Source organism: Bradyrhizobium sp. SZCCHNR3119, assembly GCF_032487775.1.
Taxonomy (GTDB): domain Bacteria; phylum Pseudomonadota; class Alphaproteobacteria; order Rhizobiales; family Xanthobacteraceae; genus Bradyrhizobium.
In genome coordinates, this window is the sequence record NZ_JAUEUV010000001.1 from 1,849,731 (window position 1) to 1,870,332 (window position 20,602).

The 20,602-nt window shown below is 62.3% G+C and carries 19 protein-coding genes; 8 read left to right on the forward strand and 11 right to left on the reverse strand.

The annotated features are described in order from the left end of the window. The first annotated feature begins 19 nt into the window (after positions 1-19). Genes QX034_RS08835 through QX034_RS08855 form a run of 5 tightly spaced genes read left to right on the forward strand, consistent with a single transcriptional unit; the run spans position 20 to position 5,496 of the window. Complete coding sequence (locus tag QX034_RS08835; protein ID WP_315702938.1) at positions 20-760, forward strand: CpaD family pilus assembly protein; 741 nt, start codon at positions 20-22, stop codon at positions 758-760. Continuing rightward, positions 757-2,025, forward strand: a complete 1,269-nt coding sequence (locus QX034_RS08840) for a CpaE family protein (protein ID WP_315702937.1) — start codon at positions 757-759, stop codon at positions 2,023-2,025. Before QX034_RS08835 ends, QX034_RS08840 begins: the two co-directional genes overlap by 4 nt. Before the next feature lie 25 nt (positions 2,026-2,050). Beyond that, the gene (locus tag QX034_RS08845) at positions 2,051-3,526 is read left to right on the forward strand and encodes a CpaF family protein (RefSeq protein WP_315702936.1); all 1,476 of its coding nucleotides are present in this window, start codon (positions 2,051-2,053) and stop codon (positions 3,524-3,526) included. An 11-nt stretch (positions 3,527-3,537) separates the two neighbouring features. Next, positions 3,538-4,512, forward strand: coding sequence for a type II secretion system F family protein (locus tag QX034_RS08850; protein WP_315702935.1), 975 nt, complete (start codon positions 3,538-3,540; stop codon positions 4,510-4,512). A gap of 9 nt (positions 4,513-4,521) precedes the next feature. Continuing rightward, a complete protein-coding gene (locus QX034_RS08855) occupies positions 4,522-5,496 on the forward strand; it encodes a type II secretion system F family protein (protein ID WP_315702934.1) in 975 nt (324 codons plus the stop codon). An 81-nt stretch (positions 5,497-5,577) separates the two neighbouring features. Here the strand turns inward: QX034_RS08855 and QX034_RS08860 are convergent, their stop codons facing one another. Next, the gene (locus QX034_RS08860; protein WP_316195319.1) at positions 5,578-6,378 is read right to left on the reverse strand and encodes a tetratricopeptide repeat protein; all 801 of its coding nucleotides are present in this window, start codon (positions 6,376-6,378) and stop codon (positions 5,578-5,580) included. A gap of 126 nt (positions 6,379-6,504) precedes the next feature. Then, positions 6,505-6,876, reverse strand: a complete 372-nt coding sequence (locus tag QX034_RS08865; RefSeq protein ID WP_316195320.1) for a VOC family protein — start codon at positions 6,874-6,876, stop codon at positions 6,505-6,507. A gap of 129 nt (positions 6,877-7,005) precedes the next feature. Between QX034_RS08865 and QX034_RS08870 the strand changes: the two genes are divergently transcribed. Both QX034_RS08870 and QX034_RS08875 read left to right on the forward strand, forming a co-directional pair. Next, positions 7,006-8,388: a leucyl aminopeptidase family protein gene (locus QX034_RS08870; RefSeq protein WP_316195322.1), complete on the forward strand. Its 1,383-nt coding sequence runs from the start codon at positions 7,006-7,008 to the stop codon at positions 8,386-8,388. Further along, positions 8,381-9,223, forward strand: a complete 843-nt coding sequence (locus QX034_RS08875; protein WP_315728235.1) for a C40 family peptidase — start codon at positions 8,381-8,383, stop codon at positions 9,221-9,223. The genes QX034_RS08870 and QX034_RS08875 overlap by 8 nt, the downstream gene beginning before the upstream one ends. 126 nt (positions 9,224-9,349) lie before the next feature. Here QX034_RS08875 and QX034_RS08880 read toward each other — a convergent pair whose 3' ends face one another. Then, positions 9,350-10,315 (reverse strand): hypothetical protein, encoded by a 966-nt coding sequence (locus tag QX034_RS08880; RefSeq protein WP_315730785.1) that lies wholly within the window; start codon positions 10,313-10,315, stop codon positions 9,350-9,352. Between the two features lie 167 nt (positions 10,316-10,482). Further along, complete coding sequence (locus tag QX034_RS08885; RefSeq protein ID WP_315702928.1) at positions 10,483-10,812, reverse strand: helix-turn-helix transcriptional regulator; 330 nt, start codon at positions 10,810-10,812, stop codon at positions 10,483-10,485. 683 nt (positions 10,813-11,495) lie between these two features. Between QX034_RS08885 and QX034_RS08890 the strand changes: the two genes are divergently transcribed. After that, entirely contained in the window at positions 11,496-12,596 is a 1,101-nt protein-coding gene (locus QX034_RS08890) for an IS4 family transposase (protein WP_315701243.1), read from the forward strand. A 648-nt stretch (positions 12,597-13,244) separates the two neighbouring features. Here QX034_RS08890 and QX034_RS08895 read toward each other — a convergent pair. The 7 genes from QX034_RS08895 to QX034_RS08925 all read right to left on the reverse strand — a co-directional run bounded on the left by QX034_RS08895 (position 13,245) and on the right by QX034_RS08925 (position 20,599). After that, on the reverse strand, positions 13,245-13,694 hold the full coding sequence (locus QX034_RS08895) for a cytochrome c (RefSeq protein WP_315702927.1): 450 nt from the start codon (positions 13,692-13,694) through the stop codon (positions 13,245-13,247). Between the two features lie 94 nt (positions 13,695-13,788). Further along, on the reverse strand, positions 13,789-15,072 hold the full coding sequence (locus QX034_RS08900) for a serine hydrolase domain-containing protein (RefSeq protein WP_315728233.1): 1,284 nt from the start codon (positions 15,070-15,072) through the stop codon (positions 13,789-13,791). A gap of 308 nt (positions 15,073-15,380) precedes the next feature. Then, positions 15,381-15,629 (reverse strand): hypothetical protein, encoded by a 249-nt coding sequence (locus tag QX034_RS08905; RefSeq protein ID WP_315702925.1) that lies wholly within the window; start codon positions 15,627-15,629, stop codon positions 15,381-15,383. 35 nt (positions 15,630-15,664) lie between these two features. Continuing rightward, entirely contained in the window at positions 15,665-16,504 is an 840-nt protein-coding gene (locus tag QX034_RS08910) for a hypothetical protein (protein ID WP_315702924.1), read from the reverse strand. A gap of 162 nt (positions 16,505-16,666) precedes the next feature. Then, a complete protein-coding gene (locus QX034_RS08915; protein ID WP_315728231.1) occupies positions 16,667-18,304 on the reverse strand; it encodes an ABC transporter ATP-binding protein in 1,638 nt (545 codons plus the stop codon). A 4-nt stretch (positions 18,305-18,308) separates the two neighbouring features. Beyond that, positions 18,309-19,487 (reverse strand): ABC transporter permease, encoded by a 1,179-nt coding sequence (locus QX034_RS08920; RefSeq protein WP_315763633.1) that lies wholly within the window; start codon positions 19,485-19,487, stop codon positions 18,309-18,311. Next, positions 19,487-20,599: a microcin C ABC transporter permease YejB gene (locus QX034_RS08925; RefSeq protein ID WP_315702921.1), complete on the reverse strand. Its 1,113-nt coding sequence runs from the start codon at positions 20,597-20,599 to the stop codon at positions 19,487-19,489. Before QX034_RS08925 ends, QX034_RS08920 begins: the two co-directional genes overlap by 1 nt. Between the last annotated feature and the right edge of the window lie 3 nt (positions 20,600-20,602).

The following is a 20,602-nucleotide window of genomic DNA, read 5'->3' on the forward strand; positions in this document are numbered from 1 at the left end:
TGGAACGAGGATTTCACTGATGACCGCAACAGCCCCCCTCGTTCGCAACCGGCGCCTGCGCGTGGCAGCCGTTCTAGGTGGCGCGGCCCTGATATTGGGGGCCTGCAACCATACGAACGATGCTGTGACCACAGCGAGCATTCCCGAGGATTACCGCCTGCGACACCCGATCGCCGTTCAGGAAGCCAACGAATCCATGGTCGTGTTCGTCGGCCAAGGGCGCGGCGGCTTGACGGCCGAGCAGCGCGCCGACGTCATGGGCCTTGCGCAAAGCTGGCGTCATGAGGGTACCGGCGCGATCAGCGCCGACGTGCCGGTGCAGACCCCGAATGCGCGCGCCGCCGCCGATTCGATCCGGGAAATTCAATCGCTGCTTGTCGCCGCGGGGGTCCCGCCACACGCGGTGGTCGTACGAAACTATCGTCCCAAGGATTCGCGCCTGCTTGCAGCCATCCGCCTCAGCTATCCGAGACTCTCGGCGACGGCAGGCCCTTGCGGGCTCTGGCCGGAGGATCTCGGCCCGTCGATCAAGAACAAGGGCTATTTCGATAATCGCTCCTACTACAACTATGGCTGCGCCAATCAGCGCAATCTGGCTGCCATGATCGACAATCCGGCCGACCTGGTGCAGCCACGGTCCGAAACACCGCCCTATACCGCAAGGCGTACCGCGTTATTCGAGAAATACCGTAAGGGAACGCCAACCGCGATCACTTATCCTGAAGCCGACAAGGCCAAACTGAGCGATACAGGCAAATGATCAGCTACGCCCGACAGAGCCCCGAGGGACAGCCGGAGGTCGTGCCACCACCGGCCGACGATCACATCGCGCCTGCGCCCCGCGTTTCGGTGCAGGCCTTCTGCGAGACCGTGGAGACAGCCGCCACCGTCCAGGCAGCAGGCGAAGATCGTCGCCTCGGCAAGGCCCATATCAAGGTCCAGATGGGCGGCATGGCCGCCGCCATCGAGGCCTATCGCTCGGCGCCGACGCCGAATGTGATCGTGCTGGAGACGGACACACGGTCGGACATTCTTGCTGGCCTCGATCAACTCGCGACTGTCTGTGACCCGGGCACCCGCGTCGTCGTGATCGGCCGCATCAACGACGTTGCGCTGTACCGGGAGCTGGTCCGGCGCGGCGTCAGCGACTACGTACTGGCTCCGGTCGCCCCGCTCGACGTCGTCCGTTCGATCTGCAACTTGTTCTCGGCGCCCGAAGCCAAGTCGGTCGGCCGCATCGTTGCCGTCGTCGGTGCCAAGGGTGGCGTCGGAGCCTCGACGATCGCGCACAATGTCGCTTGGGCGATTGCCCGCGACCTCGCGATGGATTCCGTCGTTGCCGATCTCGACCTTGCCTTCGGCACCGCGGGTCTCGACTACAATCAGGACCCGCCGCAGGGGATTGCGGACGCTGTGTTCTCTCCCGATCGCATCGATATCGCTTTCATCGACCGCCTGCTGTCGAAATGCACCGACCATCTGAGCCTGCTCGCGGCCCCGGCGACGCTCGATCGGGTCTACGATTTCGGTGTCGAGGCGTTCGACGCCATCTTCGACACTCTGCGCGCAACCATGCCCTGCATCGTGCTCGACGTGCCTCATCAGTGGTCGGGCTGGACCAAGCGCGCACTGGTCGGCGCCGACGACATTCTGATCGTTGCGGCGCCCGACCTTGCGTCCTTGCGCAATACCAAGAACATCTTCGACCTGTTGAAGGCGGCCCGCCCGAACGACCGGGTGCCGCTCTACTGCCTGAACCAGGTCGGGGTGCCGAAGCGGCCTGAAATCAATGCCGGCGAATTCGCCAAGGCGATCGAAAGCCAGCCGGTCGTCTCCATCCCGTTCGAGCCGCAGATCTTCGGAGCCGCCGCCAATAACGGCCAGATGATCGCGGAAATCGCCGCCAATCACCGAACGTCCGAGATGTTTCTGCAGATCGCACAGCGGCTCACCGGCCGCAGCGAAACCAAGAAGTCCAAGGGCTTCTTCCTGACACCCTTGATCGAAAAGTTGAGGGCGAAGTAAAGCGCCTCGTCTGGAGTTGTGAGTCGTGTTTGGTAAGCGTAGCGGATTAGACAGCGACAACCGGGTCATGCGGCCCGCGGCGCCTGCGCCGGAACCTGTTCCCGCCGCGGGCAATCCCGCGCCGCGCACTCTGGCAACGCCTGCGGTGTCATCGCCGCCGCTCGCGCCGATCCGACAGCCGCCACCTCCGCCGCCCGTTGTCGAGACGCGGCGTTCCGACAATTATTATCAGGTCAAGGCAACCATCTTCGGCGCGTTGATCGAGGCCATCGACCTCGCGCAGCTCGCCAAGCTCGACGGCGAATCCGCGCGCGAGGAAATCCGCGACATCGTCAACGAGATCATCGCGATCAAGAACATCGTGATGTCGATCGCGGAGCAGGAGGAGCTGCTCGACGACATCTGCAACGACGTGCTCGGCTACGGTCCGCTGGAGCCTCTGCTGTCGCGCGATGACATCGCCGATATCATGGTCAACGGCGCCGGCACGGTCTTTATCGAGGTCGGCGGCAAGATCCAACGGACCGGTATCCGTTTCCGCGACAATCAGCAGCTTCTCAACATCTGCCAGCGCATCGTGAGCCAGGTCGGCCGCCGCGTCGACGAATCCTCCCCGATCTGCGACGCGCGCCTCGCCGACGGCTCGCGCGTCAACGCGATCGTACCGCCGCTGGCGATCGATGGGCCCGCACTCACGATTCGTAAATTCAAGAAGGACAAGCTGACCCTCGATCAGCTCGTCAAGTTCGGGGCGATCACGCCGGAGGGCGCGGAGATCCTGCAGATCATCGGCCGCTGCCGCTGCAACGTGCTCATCTCCGGGGGCACCGGTTCCGGCAAGACCACACTGTTGAACTGCCTCACCAACTATATCGATCACGACGAGCGCATCATCACCTGCGAGGACGCGGCCGAACTCCAGCTGCAGCAGCCGCACGTGGTACGCCTCGAAACCCGCCCGCCCAATATCGAGGGCGAGGGGCAGATCACGATGCGTGAACTGGTCCGCAACTGTCTGCGTATGCGCCCCGAACGCATCATCGTCGGCGAGGTCCGCGGCCCCGAGGCTTTCGACCTGTTGCAGGCCATGAACACCGGCCATGACGGCTCGATGGGCACGCTGCACGCCAACAACCCGCGCGAAGCGCTGTCGCGCTGCGAATCCATGATCACCATGGGCGGCTTTTCGCTTCCCTCCCGCACCATCCGCGAGATGATCTGCGCCTCGATCGATGTCATCATCCAGGCCGCGCGCCTGCGCGACGGTTCTCGTCGGATCACGCACATTACCGAGGTGATGGGCATGGAAGGCGACACCATCATCACCCAGGACATCTTCGTCTACGATCTCGTCGGCGAAGACGCCAACGGCAAGATCATCGGCCAGCACCGCTCGACCGGCATCGGGCGTCCGCGGTTCTGGGAACGCGCCCGCTATTATGGCGAAGAAAAGCGTCTCGCTGCGGCCCTTGACGCTGCAGAAGTCGCCGGCAAGAGCTGAGAGACGCCACGATGAAGCTGCAGGTCCTCGCCCTCGCCTTTCTTGCCGCCACCGCGATCGGCGGCATTGCCTGGGTCTTCCTCTATCCGATCCTCTCGGGTGAGCGGAAAGCCGAAGCACGTCGGAGTTCGGTCGCCAAGCAGGAGCCGGTGGTCCGCCAAGCCGAGCGAACCCAGCGTTCGCGCCGCGAACAGGTCGAATCATCACTCAAGGACCTCGAGGCGCGCGCGCAGCAGCGGACCAAGGTACCGCTCAGCATGCGCATCTCGCAGGCCGGGCTCGACCTGACCGAGCAGAAATTCTGGATCATTTCGGGCGTTCTCGGCATCGCCACCTGCGCGATCGCGTTCTTCGCCGGCGGCGGCCTGCTCGGCGCGCTTGGCCTCGGCTTTGCCGCCGGGTTCGGCCTGCCGCGCTGGGCGCTGAGCTTCCTGAAGAAGCGGCGCGAGAAGCAATTCCTGGCTGCGCTGCCCGACGCCGTCGACGTGATCGTTCGAGGTATCAAGGCCGGCCTGCCGCTGTTCGAATCGATCAAGGTGGTCGCTGCGGACTCGCCGGAGCCGCTGCGCAGCGAATTCCTGGCCATCATCGAAACCCAGGCGATCGGCATGCCGCTCGGCGAAGCCTGCGCCCGGCTCTATGATCGGATGCCGCTGCCCGAGGCAAACTTCTTCGGCATCGTCATCGCGATCCAACAGAAGTCGGGCGGCAATCTGTCCGAAGCGCTTGGTAACCTCTCGAAGGTGCTGCGCGACCGCAAGAAAATGGCCGAGAAGATCCAGGCGATGTCCATGGAAGCCAAGGCTTCCGCCGGCATCATCGGCTCGCTGCCGCCGATCGTGATGTTGCTGGTCTACCTGTCCACGCCCGGCTACATCTCGCTGTTGTGGACCCATCCGACCGGCCAACTCATGCTGGTCGGTTGCGTGATCTGGATGTCGATGGGCATCATGGTCATGAAGAAAATGATCAACTTCGATTTCTGAGGGCGCATCATGGTCGATTTCCTCGTCAGCAAGCTTCATGATCCGCACTTCATGACCATGCTGTTCGCCGCGATCGCGGCGAGCGCGACGGTCTACACGCTGATCACCCCGCTATTCGCTGGCGAAAACCTCAACAAGCGCATGAAGGCCGTCGCCAGCGAACGTGAGCGGCTCCGGCAGCGCGAGCGCGAGCGGCTCGCCAGCGGCGAGAGGGTCTCGCTCCGACAAACGCCGAAGCAGATCGTCGCCAAGGTGGTCGACGACTTCAACCTCACCAAATGGCTCGCCCAGGAAGCGGCGCGCGAGAAGCTCGTGATGGCCGGCTATCGCGGCCAGGCCCCCTACATCACTTTCCTGTTTGCGCGCGCCGTGACGCCGATCGTGCTGTTTGTGGGCTCGGTGCTCTACGTCTTCGTCATCGCCCATATGGAGAAAACGCTGCCGGTCAAGGTCGGCATCTGCGTCGGCATGGCCTATCTGGGGCTGCAGGCGCCGATGCTGTTCCTGAAGAACGCGATCACCAAGCGCCAGCTCTCGATCAAACGAGCCTTTCCTGACGCGCTGGACCTGCTCCTGATCTGCATCGAATCCGGCATGTCGATCGAGGCGGCGTTCCGCAGGGTGTCCACGGAAATCACCGGCCAGTCGATCGCTTTGTCCGAGGAATTCACGCTGACCACGGCCGAACTCTCCTATCTGCAGGACCGCAAGGTGGCCTACGAAAACCTCGCCCGGCGCACTGGACTCGATGGCGTGAAGTCGGTCTGCCTTGCCCTTCAACAGTCGGAGCGTTACGGCACGCCGCTCAGCCAATCCCTGCGGGTGATGGCGCAGGAAAACCGCGACATGCGCATGAACGAGGCCGAGAAGAAAGCCGCCGCGCTGCCGCCGAAACTGACGGTGCCGATGATCGTCTTCTTCCTGCCGGTCTTGTTTGTCGTGATTCTCGGGCCGACCGGCATCAAGATTGCGGCCATGCAATAAAAGATCGGCTGGCAATTCGTCAGCCCATCCTTCGGTCCCGGCACAGCGATTTCGCGCCGGAGGGGTGATCGAAAACGGGGATCAGTCCCGCCGATCGAGCGAGGCCACCGGAGCGCCACGACCGTTCTGCGGCTTGCCTTTGCCCTGCAGCATCTGCTTGAGATAAGCCACGTTGGCCGCCGCCTCCTCGGGCGGGAGATCAGCCCTGGCGATTTGTTCGGCCTCGCCGAAGCGGCCTTGCAGTCCGACCACCAGCGCCAGATTCTGCCTGACGCGCGCATCCGCGCGCTGCGACCCGTAGGCTTGCCGTAAGACCTCTTCGGCCTTGGGCAGATCCTTCGCCAGCATGTAGGACAGGCCGAGATTGGACAACACCGAAGGCTCGCCCGGCACGATCTTCAGCGCGCTCTCGTAGTAGCGCCGTGCCTCGTCATGGCGTCCCATCTGGTCGAGCACCGTGCCCTGTACGGACAAGAGCTTCCAATCCGGGTTGTCAGGCGAATGGGCGCGCGACAGCACGTCGAAGGCCAGCTTGAAATTGCCGTTGTCGGCCAGCGCCCGTCCGTAAGCCGCAAGGACCGCCTTGTTGCCGGGATTGGCAAGTGTCGCCTGTTCGAGGACGGCGACCGCCTGCTCGCGCTGACCGTTGGTGCGCAGCGCCTGGCCATAGGCAATCGCCGTGTTGGCGTCCTTGGGGTTGGCGCGGTAGCGATCGCCATAGACCTCGATCGCCTGTTGCGGGCTGGCGGGCGGCTGCTCGGTCCTCGTCCGTAAGGAGCCCGTGACGTCGGACATGGTCTGGCAGCCGCCGAGCCCGGCAGCGAGGAGCGCGGTCAGGGCCGCGGAGGCAAGGAGCCGGACGGTAGAAGGCTGCTGACGCATGTCACATGGACTCGGGAGACGATCGGACCAGACGCGCCAGCAATAAACTGTTAACGCTAATAGGCGGTTAACGCTGCCATTTTTGCCGGGCCGATCCTCCCCGCGTTTGCGCGCGTCGCCTCCATATCAGGCATTGTGGGCGACGTACTCCACAACCATCCCGTCGGCGTGGCGATATCGCATCTTATGTCCGACCGGAGTGGCCTGGATGGGGTCGAGTTCGACAGCCCCATTCTGGCGCAGAACGGCCGCGTAGTGTGCGAGGTCGGAAACCTTGATGGTCAGGCTCGTCGCTTCGAACGGTTTGCGCTTTTCCTGCTCGCCCGCGATCACCAGCACCGACAGGTGCGGCGACGACACCGCAGCAAGCTCCAGGCCCGCTTCCGGATAGGCGAAGCGCAAGGTCTCTCGGCCGCCGAGCAGGTCCTTGTAGAAGGCCAGCGTCCGCGCGAGTGCATCGGGATCGACGAAGCATCTGACATAGGTCTCGAGGATCATCCGTTGTTCCTTCCGACGACCGGAGCAAAAGCGGCAACCGGGCGTCTCATCATGGCGATTGCAGGCCCCATCGAACTCTGCGAAGTCTACCTGCCATCTGCGCCGGTCGGTTCTGAGGATTTGTAAGACATGCCATCCGTATTCGACACTGCCGCCACCGCGACGGCTCGCCCCATCACTTTCGTCACCAAATCGACCTGGCCGACGATCCGGGACGGGCTTGGGCCGCAAGCGCGGCAGTTTGCCGATGCCAACGGCTTTGCCGCGAAGCCCGGCACCTGCCTGATCCTGCCTGCGCCTGACGGCCAGATCGCGCAGGTGCTGTTCGGGCTCGAGGATGATGCGGCCAAACACCGGGATTTGTTCCGGCCGGGCGCATTGGCCGGCCTGCTGCCGGCGGGCACGTATCGCTTCGCCAACCCGCCGCATGATGCGCGTCTGGCGACGCTCGCCTTCGCACTCGGCAGTTACCGCTTCAGCCGCTATCGCAAGGCGGATGGGTCCGAGGTCCGGCTCGCACTGCCTGACGGGACCGATGCCGCCGAACTGACGCGCATCGCCGAGGCCGCCGCGCTTGCCCGCGATCTCGTCAACACGCCCTCCAATGACATGGGGCCGGCCGAATTGGCGCTGGCCGCGCAGCAGCTGGCCGAACGTCATGGTGCGAGCTTCAGCTGCATTGTCGGCGACGAACTCGTGCAGCAGAACTTTCCCTTGATCCACGCCGTCGGCATGGCCTCGACCCGAGCACCACGCCTGATCGAGCTCGTCTGGGGCGATCCGGCCCATCCCAAGGTCACCCTGGTCGGCAAGGGCGTCTGTTTCGATTCCGGCGGCCTGGATCTCAAGACCTCGAGCGGCATGCTGCTGATGAAAAAGGACATGGGCGGTGCCGCCAATGTGCTGGCGCTGGCCCAGATGGTGATGGGCGCGAAGTTGAAGGTGCGGCTGCGCGTGCTGATCCCCGCGGTCGAGAACGCGGTGTCCGGCAGCGCTTTCCGTCCGCTCGATGTGTTCCCCTCGCGCAAGGGCGTCACGGTCGAGATCGGCAACACCGATGCGGAAGGCCGCCTGGTCCTCGCCGACGCGCTCGCTTTTGCCGACGAGGAAAAGCCCGATCTCTTGATCGACATGGGCACCTTGACGGGCGCCGCGCGCGTTGCGCTCGGCCCCGAGCTGCCGCCGTTCTACACGCAGGATGACGCGCTCGCAGCCGAGGTCGCGCGCTGCGCGGCGGCCGAGAACGATCCGCTATGGCGGATGCCGCTATGGGCGCCTTACGACTCCTGGCTGGATTCGAAAGTCGCAACGATCAACAACGCGCCGTCCAACGGCTTTGCCGGCTCGATCACCTGCGCGCTGTTCCTGCAGCGCTTCGTCGAGCATGCCAAGAGCTGGCTGCATCTCGACATCTATGCCTGGACGCCATCGGCCAAGCCGGGGCGGCCCGAAGGCGGCGAATGCCAGGGCGCGCGGGCACTCTACAAGCTCTTGAGCGAGCGCTATGGCTGATCCGCGTCTCACACCCGCGCGCGGCGACATCGCGGCCAAGCATCTCCAAGGCCAAGTCAGCGCCGCGCGCTTCGTCGAGGGCGAGAGCTTCGAAGTGGCCGCTGCGCTCGCCGACATGCGCGAGCACCCGTTTTCGAACGCCGCCCTGTTGACCCAGGCGCTGCGCGGCGAGCGGGTCACGATCTACGACCGCAACGCCGAAGGCTGGGCCTGGGGGCAGCTTGACAGCGACGGCTATGTCGGTTGGCTGCCCGATGCCGCGCTCGCTAAGCCGGCTGCAGCGCCGACGCACAAGATTGCGGCACTCCGCACGTTCGCTTTCCCCGGTCCTTCGATCAAGCTGCCGCCGAGCGAGACCCTGGTGCTGGGATCGCGGATCGCTGTGACGCGAGAGGATGCTGCATTTGCGATCACGCACGACGGCTTGCATCTGCCGAAGCAGCATATCGCCGTGCTTGATGCGATCGAGCCCGACTACGTCGCAGTGGCCGAGCGCTTCGTCGGCACGCCTTATCTGTGGGGCGGCAAGAGCAGCCTCGGCATCGATTGCTCGGGCCTCGTTCAGCTCTCGCTGAATGCGGCAGGCTTGGCCTGCCCGCGCGACAGCGACATGCAGCAGGCCGCGCTCGGGCGGCCGCTCGATGGCTCCGAAGCGATGACCCTGCAGCGCGGCGACCTCATCTTCTGGAAGGGGCATGTCGCGATCGTGCGCGATCCGGAGAGCATCGTGCATGCCAACGCCTATCACATGGCGACCGCGATCGAGACCACGCAGGATGCCATCGCACGCATCAAGGCCGGCGGCAGCGAGGTCCTGGCGATCAAGCGGCTGTAGAGCCGCCGCCCGCATGAAAGCGACGCAACGTCGTCTCTGAGGGCTGGCTCACTCTGCAGACCCGACGTTTAACCCCGCTGGCGAAGGCCAGCGGGGAGTATTTCTTGCAGTTGTGAACCCGGCCCTTCAGGCTGCACTCAGCATGCGAAGCCGCTGCTCCACCTGATCGAGCGGCGCACGCAAGGCCTTGCCGCCCTGCAGGCCGAACACGAATTCGCTCCCGTCGATATAGGCTTCGTAGGTCAATTGCGTCACGCCGCCCGGAAACACGACCTGCAGCGGCCCGTGGACCTGATTGCCTGAAATCACCTCACCTTGCACGACGTCCTTGTACAGGGCGACCCAGTAAACCGGCGCGACCTCGAACTGCGCGCCATTTCCGGAGTAAACGTTGGACTGCACCAGTGCCAGATCCCCGTCCATCCCGATGCCGAGATTCGCGAGCTCACCCGACTTGTTCTGGATCAGAACTTGCCCCGGATTGGCGCCGCCGTCCTCGAACAGTTGCTGAGCGCCGGATTCGAAACGACAGGCCCATTTCTGCCCCAGTTGAGTACCGAGCTTCTGCGAGGCCTTGTAGACGCCTTTCCCCCCGCTCTGCTTGTAGTTTGCGACGCCGACGAGATAGTTGATGTTCCACTGGACACCAGATTCACCGCTTTTCGGCACCGTCGTCTGCTTCCAAGACAGGCTCTTGAGCCCGGGCGAAGCGGGCAGCGTCTGATAGACGCTCAAGGTCCAGGTGTCTGGTGTGTTGTTCTGAAAATCGATTGTATACGTCGTGCTCGCAGCAATAGCTTGATCCATGACGACCGCCTCCTGTCCTGCCGAAACTGCCGCGCTGTATTTGAATTCGCCTTTCTGTCCCTCGTCCGTGATGGACTCGCAAACATACAGGCCGTAAGGGGCGTCTTGAAGGTTCGTGATTCGATAGGTGTGGTTCGACTTGAGCTTGAGCCCCTCCGTACGCGTGAGTTCCACCGGCGGATCCTCCTTCTTCTTCGGAAGCGCATCGCCCGTGCACTTTGTCTGGTAAGTCCAGACATCGCTCACCTTCAACCAAAGCTTATAGTAGGTCATGTTCATCTCCATTGGGCAAATCGGGTAAGAGCGATTGTTCACGTCCGTCGCCATTGCCCGATGAACTCAACTTTAGATGGTAATTTTTGAACGTCGATTGATTCCAATTTTGCGGGTCGCAAGCTCTTGCGCCTGGCACAACCAGCAGCCGCCCCCCATCAATTCAAATGTTCCCCAGGTCAGCTCTGCCCTGCCGCGACCAACCTGATGAATTTCATGAGCGCGGCAGCCGCGCCCGGAGATAAGAGCGCAAGCAGCTCCGTATGGGCGGGGGCCACTTCGCTACGCTCTTTATGCTGATCCATATGACCGATGCCGAGTAATAGCCAATCTGCCGAGATATCCAGTTCACGACAGAGGGCAATCGCATTGTCCAGCGTCATTGTGCCGTCCTCCTTCCATCGTGTAATCGCACTCTCGTGAACCCCCAATGCCCGGGCCAATGCATGCTGCTTGCGGACTGCCCTCGCCTCCAGTGCCTGTTTGATCCTTGCGCCTCGAGAATTCATGCCCGCCCCGTTGGACGCTCGCTTTCGCTGCAGCCGGTCTAGGCGCGCACCTCAACATTGGCGGCCGGCCAAGCCGATCGTCGCACAACCATTACTAGAATTTGATAAACTGACCTATAGGTGAGCGCATTGCCGAGACAATGGCTGCGACGACGCGTCTCCTTGTCCTTCGGTCGAACTTGCTCCAGCGGGCGTGACGCTGCTTCGTTCTGCCGAGGGCACACGCAGATTCGTCGGCTGGGCCGAGCGAAGCGTGTCCACCATTCGATGCCGGCCTCCGCGAGGCAATGTGGGCATGCGCCCCTTCACCTCCAGCTACACCGAATTGGCTTATCCGCCTGCGCTTTGGCTCCGTCATCGCGAGCCACGAAACAACGAAGCAACGAAGCAATTCAAGCCTCCTGCTTTCGCCTTGAATTGCTTCGCGGAAGCCTGTCATCCGGCCGTGCATCGCGCCGACCGGGCGGCTCGCAATACGGACACCGGCATCGGTGCCGCGCATCGCGAACCATGTCATCCCTATGTACCTATCAAACAGCAAGACAGACATCTGCGATCTCGCGACGTGATCCGCCCGAGCTTTGCGAAACGACGGCCCTCGAAATGGCGGAGGGCGCAGGGAAGGCCGCATAGGCGTTAAGTTTATGCTTGAGTGTTGGAATCCGCCGTGATTCGAACAGGGGATGGCAGACGAATCGCTCCTGAACGAGGACTGGACGAGAGTGGTTGCGCAGCTGGGCGGGGCTGCGCAGCTCGAGAAAACTGCGCGCCAGACGAAGGCCTTCGCGCGTCGGCGGCAGATTCCAGATGCGGTGACGTTACTTCGGCTGATGCTGGCCTATTGTTTGGGTGAAAGAGGGCTGAGATCGACAGCCGCATGGGCGGCTTCTGTTGGCCTTGCCGACCTCACCAGCGTGGCGTTGTTCTATCGGCTGCGTCAATGTGGTGATTGGTTTGCGGTGCTGGTGGAGGGCTTGCTCGCTGCGGCAGCTCCGAAGGCGAGCCAAGGCCGCCTGATCCGCATCATCGATGCGACGACAGTGCCTCAGGCGGGACCGGCTGCGCGCAAGAACAGTGAGCTTTGGCGCGTTCATAGCGCATTTGATCTGCCCTATGAGCGCTTTGGTCACTTCGAGCTGACAGATCAGCAAGAGGGCGAAACGTTTGACCGGATACCAGTGGTCAAGAACGAGATCCGCATTGCTGACCGCGCTTATCTGCAACCTGACCGCATTGCGGCCGTCCGCGAAGCCGGGGCCGACGTTTTGATCCGAGCGGGCTGGAAGAACGCACGTTGGCTTGACGCCAAAGGCCTTCCGTTCGATCTGATGGCCCAATTGCGTGCCGCGAAGGCGCGCGGACTGGTCGATCGGGAGATTTGGATCAAGCGCAAGGGCGGCGCGCCTCTGGCTATGCGTCTGGTCGCAATCAAGAAGCCCACCGGTGCGGCTGCTGCTTCTCGGCGTAAAGCCCGGCAAGACGCAAAAGATGAAAACCGCATCATCTCCAAAGAAACTTTGGAGGCTGCGGATTGGGTCATTCTGATCACGTCGCTCGCGCGGGACGAGTTCTCCACCAAAGATGTGCTTGCGCTCTATCGATTGCGATGGCGGATCGAGCTTGGGTTCAAGCGACTGAAGAGTCTGATTGGCCTCAAGACGCCGCCAGGAACCGATCCGCGCTCTGCCAAGCCCTACCTGCTGGCCCACCTCCTGATCATCCTGTTGCTCGAGCCGCTTGCCAGCGACTTCGAGGACTCTCCCCACTGGACGCAGGCCGCTTAACGACGCCTGGCGCTTGGCGGGTCCTGCAGCAGCTCGTTGCATCCTTGCTGCAAGCAATCATTCCACAACCAACCATCCGTTGCTTGCGCCGCAGAAAACGCGCGTTGGGGCGCCACCTTCGCGAGCCTCCTCGAAAACGCAAGTATCAATCGATGCTCGCGCTACCTTAACGCCTATGGGGAAGGCCGGGTGCTGACCGCACCCATGGCTCGCGTGCAGAGAAAGCACGCGGCAGAACCACAGGTACGGGCCGAACAACCGGCCTTCCCTGCGCGATGGCTTTACGGCTTATACGCGATCTCCCCAGGGACCGGCTTTCTTGCCCCTGTCGTCAGTGCGATGCGCAAGCATCGTCGCCAACTTAGCGCCAGCACCGGGGCGCCAGGACCACGCGACTTCGTCGTGCGCGTCGGGATTGTTCGTCGGCGCGAATGAACCGCGCTGCAACCCGACACGCCCATCGCATCCCGCTTCCCACGTCCGTGACGGTCGCGAAACGCCCCTCCTGAAGGAGGCGGGACAGCGACGATTAATGCCGGTGATTTGCCCGACGAGGCAAGCTGATTCTTTTTTCCCGAAGGGATGGACAGGTTTCGGCAAGGCATGCCCGTCGGGCAAACCACCTGCAGCTCTCGGGCTGGCTGGCGATTACTTTTGCTGAATGCGGTTGAGATAATCGATGACGGCGAGAATGCGCGTTCGCACGACGACTTCCGGGCTTTGCTGCGGCCCCGCCAGCTTCCAATAATACGGATCGACATCGTGAGGCAAATTGACGATGGGGTTGAACCGTTGTCCCCAGATCGGCATTTCACGCGAGCCATGAGCGGCGATCGCTTTCGATCCGTAGATCGTTTCATAAACCGCGTTGGTGGGAAACACCCCGTTGTTCTTCTTGGCCAGTAGCGTCAGATCGGGGGGCGCGACCTTGAGCTGGGCGCTGACCGGCCCTCCGCCCTTCCCATCCGCACCATGACAACTCGCACACGAAGACTGAAATTCCGACTTGCCGATGTCGACGTCTTCGGCCTGAGCTGCAGCGGCGAAGCCAGTGGCAAGACCGGCAACGATCAACCATTCTGCAACAGCTTTTATCATGTCACCTCCGACGCGGGTTGGGACGCCTTACTACTAGAAGCTCTGGTCACCGAGAGATTGACGCACATCAAGACGGCCTTGCCGTGTGGTGCCGTCAATTCTCCATCGCCTCATAGATCAGCTGCTTCACCGTCTTCTGGATCCGCTGGCGCTCCGAGGGAGTCTGCTCGAGCAAAACGAAGAACATGTCCTGCTTGCGATCGATCACGAAATAGCAGCCGCTGGCGCCGTCCCATTTCAATTCGCCAAGATCGCCTGGTGCCGGCGGCGTGGCGTTGCCCGCATCGGTGCGCACGGCGAGGCCGAGCCCAAAGCCGAAGCCGTCGCCGGGGAAGTAGAAGAAATCGCGATCGACGCCCGAATCCGGTCCGACCTGATCAGTCGTCAGCAGCTTGAACGCTCGCGGGCTAAGAATGGTCTTGCCCTCGAATTTGCCGCCGTCCAGCAGCATCTGCGCGAAGCGCGCGTAGTCCGCCATGGTCGAGACCATGCCGCCGCTGGCATACATGATCTTCTTTGGGACGGTCGGGTTGTTTTCACGACCTACCCGGAAATCGCTGTCATTGGGCATCGGCTGGGCGAGCAGCTTTTGCTTTTCCGGATCGGTGACGAAGAACCCGGTGTCCTTCATGCCGAGCGGATCGAGCAGCTCTTCCCGCTCGACATCGATCAGGGACTTCCCGGACACGATCTCCATGATCCGCGCCAGGATGTCGGTGGAATGACCATACTGCCAAAGCGCGCCGGGTTGATTGTGCAGCGGCAGTTTGGCGATCCGTTCGGCGAACTCGGCAAGATCGAAATCACCGGCATAGATATTGGCGCCCCTGTAGGCCTTGCGAACCAGGCTATCACCATAAAAGCCGTAGGTGATGCCGGAAGTCTGGCGCATCAAGTCCAGCACGGTCGGCGGCCGGTCCGGCGGCACCAGTTCGAGCGTCTTGGTCCCGTCGCTGGCTTCCTTCTCGACGCCGACCTTCACATTTGCAAAGGACGGAATGTATTTGGCGACCGGATCGTCGAGCGAGAACTTGCCCTCGTCCAGCATCTTCACCGCGACCACGCTGGTGATAGCCTTGGTCATCGAGAACAGGCGGAAGATGGTGTGGTCGGTGATCGGCGCCTTCGAGACCACGTCCTGCACGCCAAAGGCTTCGTGATACACCGGCTTGCCGTGCTGCTGGATCAGCAGGATCGCTCCGGGAATTTTGCCGGTCGCCACTTCGTTCCGGAAGAACTCGCTGAGCCTCGCCAGCTTGTCCTTGTTGAAATGGGCCCCTGCGGGGATTTCAAAAGTTCCCTCGGCCCAAGCCGAGGGTGCAGCCGCGATCAGCAGCGCGCTACAGGCAAGCAACAGCAACGCCCGAAAGGGTCTCATCAAGCTCTCCTGGTTTTGCCCAAGTTTAGCCGTCCGTGCGCGATCGGCACAAGAGAAACCGAGCGTCGCTTGCGGTGGCAAAGGCACTGGGTAACCAGCCACCAATACTGCTGGTGCGGCGCAAAATGGGAAGCTGGTGTTTGAGCCTGGATTCCAAAATTCGCGAGCGAGTGCCGCTCAATTCTCAACTTCCTGCAAGTCGCAGGTATTAGCAAGTCCCCACGTCAAAACGACCCTGGCGTCGCTCCAGAGCGGTCGTTTGCGCGCCTTCGGACTCAGCGAGCGCGAGACTCAGGAAACGAGCGTCATTAGTTCCCACAGGGCGCAACATAGCAATTTGCGCAGTTGCCGTTACCGTCGCAATAACAAACGGTCAGCGTGTTATCCGGACGACAATTGGTCATCAGACACCAATCGCCCTTCTGCACCGCGCCGCCGCACGGCCTCCGATGCGCAAAATGCGGCAAAGCCTTTTCTTCAGTCGAGAGATCTATTCGCTGGTATCCTCGACGAACGGCTTCGACTTCGGTTTGGGCAATATCATTGTTATCAGCCATGGTGCGCACTCCTCTCGTCTACGAGGTGGGACAGATTATCGAGGCAGGCTCTGGATTGCGGTGGTGATACCCTGAATTTGAGCACCGAGATGGGCCGCATCGATCGCTTGCGTCGAAACAAGCGGCCTTCCGCCTGGAGCGATTGACGTCATGGGCCCCATTGTAATGAGGAGATCGTCCGTTCTTGCCCGGGTGGCGCCTAAGAATGTGCCGGACGGGTTGACGGTTACGGATACGAGCTTCCAAATCGGCGTGATACCGCCTGTCAAAGTCACGACGAACTGGACCTCGTGCGAGGTGGTGTCGAGAGGCCCACCTGATTTGAACGGATCGGATACCGTCTTCGGCGTTGACGCGAGCAGCCCCACGGTTTCGACCCACTCCTTGAGCTTCAGGTCGCTTTCGATCAGGATATCGCTGTAATGCTCGCATAGTTTCGGCTCTCGAGCGGGCAACCTATGAGTTTTCGGATCGAGCAAGTCCGCAAAGACAAAGTAGAAATTGACCGTCTCCGTACGGGTGGCATCGGCGGATAAAGAGCCGTTTGCGTTCAGCGAGAAGGTTCCTGGAGGCGTTACGAGCACGCTGGGACTGAGATTGCTTTGCTCTTCAACGATGATCTTGAGGGTCGCCTTCGCGCCCCATGTTGCAAGCCATCCGACGGGATTGGCGTCTTTCTCCTGATACTCCATGATGACGTCGTAGACGGCTTTGCCGAGCTCGCATTTCACCTGGTTTGCGATGCGATTGACAAAGATTCCCGTGTCGTAAGGCGACCGCGCCAGCGGATCGAACGCCGGTGTGACCCAACCACATGCGCTCAGGCCAACGGCGAAAAGCGTTAGAGCGATCATCGTCGCGACTCGGGTAAACATGGCATCCCCCACACCACCGCGCGCGCCGCAGAGCGCCGACCTGACGCTACCTTAGGATGAGGTATAGCTGAGGTAAAGCTCCAGCTGTCCGTTCGCTATTTCGCGAACGGAGATCGGGCGGACCTGAGCAAGGACCCGACGATCGTTACAGGGCCCAAGTTCCTAAGTCGCGACCGCGCCGCCGCTGGCGGCCTCGTTGCGGAAGGCGGCCGCGAACAGCGCGCGCGTGTAGTCCGACTTCGGATTCTTGAACAGTTCGACAGCCGCCCCCTCCTCGACCACCTTGCCGTCACGCATCACGATGAGATGGCTGGCCAGCGCTGCGACCACGCGCAGATCGTGCGAGATGAACATGTAGGTCAGGTCGTGCTTGCGCTGCAGCTCGCGCAACAGATCGACCATCTGCGACTGGAACAGCATGTCGAGCGCAGAGGTCGGCTCGTCCAGCACCACGAAGCTCGGCTCCAGCACCACGGCGCGCGCAATCGAGATGCGCTGGCGCTGGCCGCCGGAGAATTCATGCGGATAGCGGAAGCGTGTCTCAGGATCGAGCCCGACGTCCTTGAGCGCCTTGATCACGCGCGCCTCACGCTCCTCGTCCGACAGGTTCGGCTGGTGGACGCTCAAGCCCTCGGCGATGATGTCGCCGACCGACATGCGCGGGCTGAGTGAGCCGAAGGGATCCTGGAACACAACCTGCATGTCGCGGCGGAACGGACGGACGTCCTTGAACTTGAGGCCCTGAATGTTTCGGCCGAGAAACACGATCGGTCCATCCGACGAGATCAGCCGCAACAGCGCCAGCCCCAGCGTGGTCTTGCCGGAACCGGATTCGCCGACGACGCCGAGCGTCTCGCCCTTGCGCACCGCGATGCTGACGCCATCGACCGCCTTGATATGCCCCACGGTCGAGCGGAACAGGCCACGCTTGATCGGAAACCAGACCTTGAGATCCTTGGCCGACATCACTTCCGGCGCATTGGGTCGCGGCGGCGCCGGATCCGGCTTGGGCTCGGCCGCGAGCAGCGCCTTGGTGTAAGGATGTTTCGGCGTCGAAAAGACCTGCTCGACCGGGCCCTGCTCGACGATCTTGCCGCCATTCATGACGCAGACGCGATCGGCGATGCGGCGGACGATGCCGAGATCATGGGTGATGAACAGCAGGCTCATGCCGAGCCGGGCGCGGATGTCCGCGAGCAGCGTCAGGATCTGCGCCTGCACGGTGACGTCGAGCGCGGTGGTCGGCTCGTCGGCGATCAAGAGATCCGGCTCATTGGCGAGCGCCATCGCGATCATCACGCGCTGGCGCTGGCCGCCGGAGAGCTGGTGCGGATAGGAACCGAGCCGCGTCTCAGGCTCAGGGATGCCGACCTGTGTCAACAGTTCCAGCGTCCGCGCCCGTGCAGCGCTGTTCGACATCGGCCGGTGGAGGTGAATGATCTCGGTAATCTGCCGCTCGATCGTATGCAGCGGATTGAGCGAGGTCATGGGCTCCTGGAAGATGATGGAAATATCACTGCCGCGGATCTCCCGGATCTCCCGGTCGGACAGCGTGAGCAGGTCGCGCCCGTTGAAGCGGATGGTGCCTGACGGATGCGACGCCACCGGATAGGGCAGCAGCCTCAGGATCGACAGCGCGCTGACCGATTTGCCGGAGCCGGATTCGCCGACCAGCGCCACGCATTCCCCGCGCTTGATATCGAACGAGACGTGATCGACGGCGAGTGACGTCCGACCCTGCTGGTGGAACGTCACCGAGAGGTCCTCGACCGATAAGAGCAACGGGTTGATCGCGTCCATGCGTTTACCTGAAGGTCTTGCGCGGATCGAAGGCGTCGCGCACGGCTTCACCGATGAAGATCAGCAGCGACAGCATGACCGCCACCGAGAAGAAGCCGGTGAGCCCGAGCCACGGCGCCTGCACGTTGGCCTTGGCCTGGGACAGCAATTCGCCCAGCGAGGGAGAACCGGGCGGCAGACCAAAGCCGAGGAAATCGAGCGCGGTCAGCGTCATCACCGAGCTCGAGACGATGAAGGGCAGGAACGTCATGGTCGCGACCATCGCGTTCGGCAACAGATGGCGGACCATGATGACGGCGTTGGAGACGCCGAGCGCGCGCGCCGCCAGGATGTATTCAAAATTGCGGCCGCGCAAAAATTCCGCGCGCACCAATCCCACCAGCGACACCCAGGAAAACAACAGCATGATGCCGAGCAAGGTGAAGAAGCCGGGCACCAGCACCGCGGACAGGATCAGCAGCAGATAGAGGTAGGGAATCGCGTTCCAGATCTCGATGAAGCGCTGGAACAACAGATCGACCCAGCCGCCGAAATAGCCCTGCACGCCGCCGGCGGCGACCCCGATGATCGAGGAAAACAGCGTGAGCGTCAGGCCGAACAGCACCGAGATCCGGAAACCATAGATCAGGCGCGCCACGACGTCGCGGCCCTGGTCGTCGGTGCCGAGCCAGTTATATTCGAGATCGCGGCAGCTCTTCAGCCCCTTCTTCTCGACCACCGGCTTGCACTGCGCTTCCGTCAGCATCCAGGTCGGCGGCGATGGCGCCGGGGTCGGCAGATCGAGGTTGTGGGTGTCGTAGGAGTAACGGATCAGCGGCCAGAGGATGGTGCCGCCCTTCGCCGCGATCAGCTTCTGCAGGTAAGGATCGCGATAATCGGCCTCGGTCTCGAAGTCACCGCCGAACGCCGTCTCCGGATAGGACACGAAGGCCGGCCAATACAGATGACCGTCGAACTTGATCAGGAACGGACGGTCATTCGCGATCAATTCGGCGAACAGGGAGACGAAAAACAGAACCAGGAAGATCCAGAACGACCAGTAGCCGCGCTTGTTCGCCTTGAAGTTCTGCCAGCGCCGCTGATTCAAAGGTGAGGGACGGAAGCGCTGCCGCGTCGGCGGCACGGCTTCGCCGAGCGGCTCCCGCGTCGTGGTCTCGACCGGTGGCGGAGCGACCAGCGTCATCAGACCTCCCGCGCCTCGAAATCGATCCGGGGATCGATCCACATGTAAGTGAGATCGGAAAGGAGATTCACGACGAGGCCGACCAGTGAGAAGATATAGAGCGTGCCGAACACGACCGGATAGTCCCGGTTCAATACGCTCTCGAACGACAGCAGCCCGAGCCCGTCGAGCGAAAAGATGGTCTCGATCAGCAGCGAACCGGAGAAGAAGGCGCTGATGAACGCCCCCGGAAAGCCCGCGATCACGATCAGCATGGCGTTGCGGAAGACGTGATTATACAGCACCTGCCGCTCGCTGCAGCCTTTTGCCCGCGCCGTCATCACATATTGCTTGCGGATCTCGTCCAGGAACGAGTTCTTGGTCAGCAGGGTCATGGTGGCGAAGGCGCCGAGCGCCATGGAGACCAGCGGCAGCGTGAGGTGCCAGAAATAATCAGTGATCTTCCAGTACCAGGGCAAGGTCGCCCAGTAATCCGAGGTGAGCCCGCGCAGCGGGAAGATGTTCAGGAACGATCCGCCGGCAAGCAGGATGATCAGGAGGATCGCGAACAGAAAGCCGGGAATCGCAAAGCCGACGATGATGACGGCCGAGGTCCAAGTATCGAAGCGACTGCCGTCCTGCACCGCCTTGCGGATGCCGAGCGGAATCGAAATCAGATAGGTCAGCAGCGTCATCCAGATGCCGAGCGACATCGACACCGGCAGCTTCTCCTTGATCAGCTGGATCACGCTGACGTCGCGGAAATAGCTCTTGCCGAAATCGAAGCGCGCGAAATTCCACACCATCAGCGCGAAGCGTTCCGGCGCCGGCTTGTCGAAGCCGAACTGCTTTTCGAGGTTCTTGATGAAGGCGGGATCGAGCCCCTGCGCGCCGCGATATTTGGAATTGACCGCATCGGCGGCGGCGCCGATCTGGCCTTGGCCACGGGCGCCGAAATCACCGCCTCCGCCGGAGATGCGCGAGGTGCCGCCGGTGTCGGCGCCGGTGAGTTGCGCGATGACGCGCTCGACCGGGCCGCCGGGCGCAAACTGCACGACGACGAAGGAGACGAACAGGATCCCGAACAAGGTCGGGATCATCAGGAGAATGCGGCGGGCGATGTAAGCGGCCATGGA

Bases quoted from the DNA above. Each gene is read 5' to 3' on its own strand.
- QX034_RS08835 (WP_315702938.1), top strand. From the start codon at position 20: ATGACCGCAACAGCCCCCCTCGTTCGCAACCGGCGCCTGCGCGTGGCA.
- QX034_RS08840 (WP_315702937.1), top strand. From the start codon at position 757: ATGATCAGCTACGCCCGACAGAGCCCCGAGGGACAGCCGGAGGTCGTG.
- QX034_RS08850 (WP_315702935.1), top strand. From the start codon at position 3,538: ATGAAGCTGCAGGTCCTCGCCCTCGCCTTTCTTGCCGCCACCGCGATC.
- QX034_RS08855 (WP_315702934.1), top strand. From the start codon at position 4,522: ATGGTCGATTTCCTCGTCAGCAAGCTTCATGATCCGCACTTCATGACC.
- QX034_RS08860 (WP_316195319.1), bottom strand. From the start codon at position 6,378: ATGCGTCAGCAGCCTTCTACCGTCCGGCTCCTTGCCTCCGCGGCCCTG.
- QX034_RS08865 (WP_316195320.1), bottom strand. From the start codon at position 6,876: ATGATCCTCGAGACCTATGTCAGATGCTTCGTCGATCCCGATGCACTC.
- QX034_RS08870 (WP_316195322.1), top strand. From the start codon at position 7,006: ATGCCATCCGTATTCGACACTGCCGCCACCGCGACGGCTCGCCCCATC.
- QX034_RS08875 (WP_315728235.1), top strand. From the start codon at position 8,381: ATGGCTGATCCGCGTCTCACACCCGCGCGCGGCGACATCGCGGCCAAG.
- QX034_RS08880 (WP_315730785.1), bottom strand. From the start codon at position 10,315: ATGGAGATGAACATGACCTACTATAAGCTTTGGTTGAAGGTGAGCGAT.
- QX034_RS08885 (WP_315702928.1), bottom strand. From the start codon at position 10,812: ATGAATTCTCGAGGCGCAAGGATCAAACAGGCACTGGAGGCGAGGGCA.
- QX034_RS08890 (WP_315701243.1), top strand. From the start codon at position 11,496: ATGGCAGACGAATCGCTCCTGAACGAGGACTGGACGAGAGTGGTTGCG.
- QX034_RS08895 (WP_315702927.1), bottom strand. From the start codon at position 13,694: ATGATAAAAGCTGTTGCAGAATGGTTGATCGTTGCCGGTCTTGCCACT.
- QX034_RS08900 (WP_315728233.1), bottom strand. From the start codon at position 15,072: ATGAGACCCTTTCGGGCGTTGCTGTTGCTTGCCTGTAGCGCGCTGCTG.
- QX034_RS08905 (WP_315702925.1), bottom strand. From the start codon at position 15,629: ATGGCTGATAACAATGATATTGCCCAAACCGAAGTCGAAGCCGTTCGT.
- QX034_RS08910 (WP_315702924.1), bottom strand. From the start codon at position 16,504: ATGTTTACCCGAGTCGCGACGATGATCGCTCTAACGCTTTTCGCCGTT.
- QX034_RS08915 (WP_315728231.1), bottom strand. From the start codon at position 18,304: ATGGACGCGATCAACCCGTTGCTCTTATCGGTCGAGGACCTCTCGGTG.
- QX034_RS08920 (WP_315763633.1), bottom strand. From the start codon at position 19,487: ATGACGCTGGTCGCTCCGCCACCGGTCGAGACCACGACGCGGGAGCCG.
- QX034_RS08925 (WP_315702921.1), bottom strand. From the start codon at position 20,599: ATGGCCGCTTACATCGCCCGCCGCATTCTCCTGATGATCCCGACCTTG.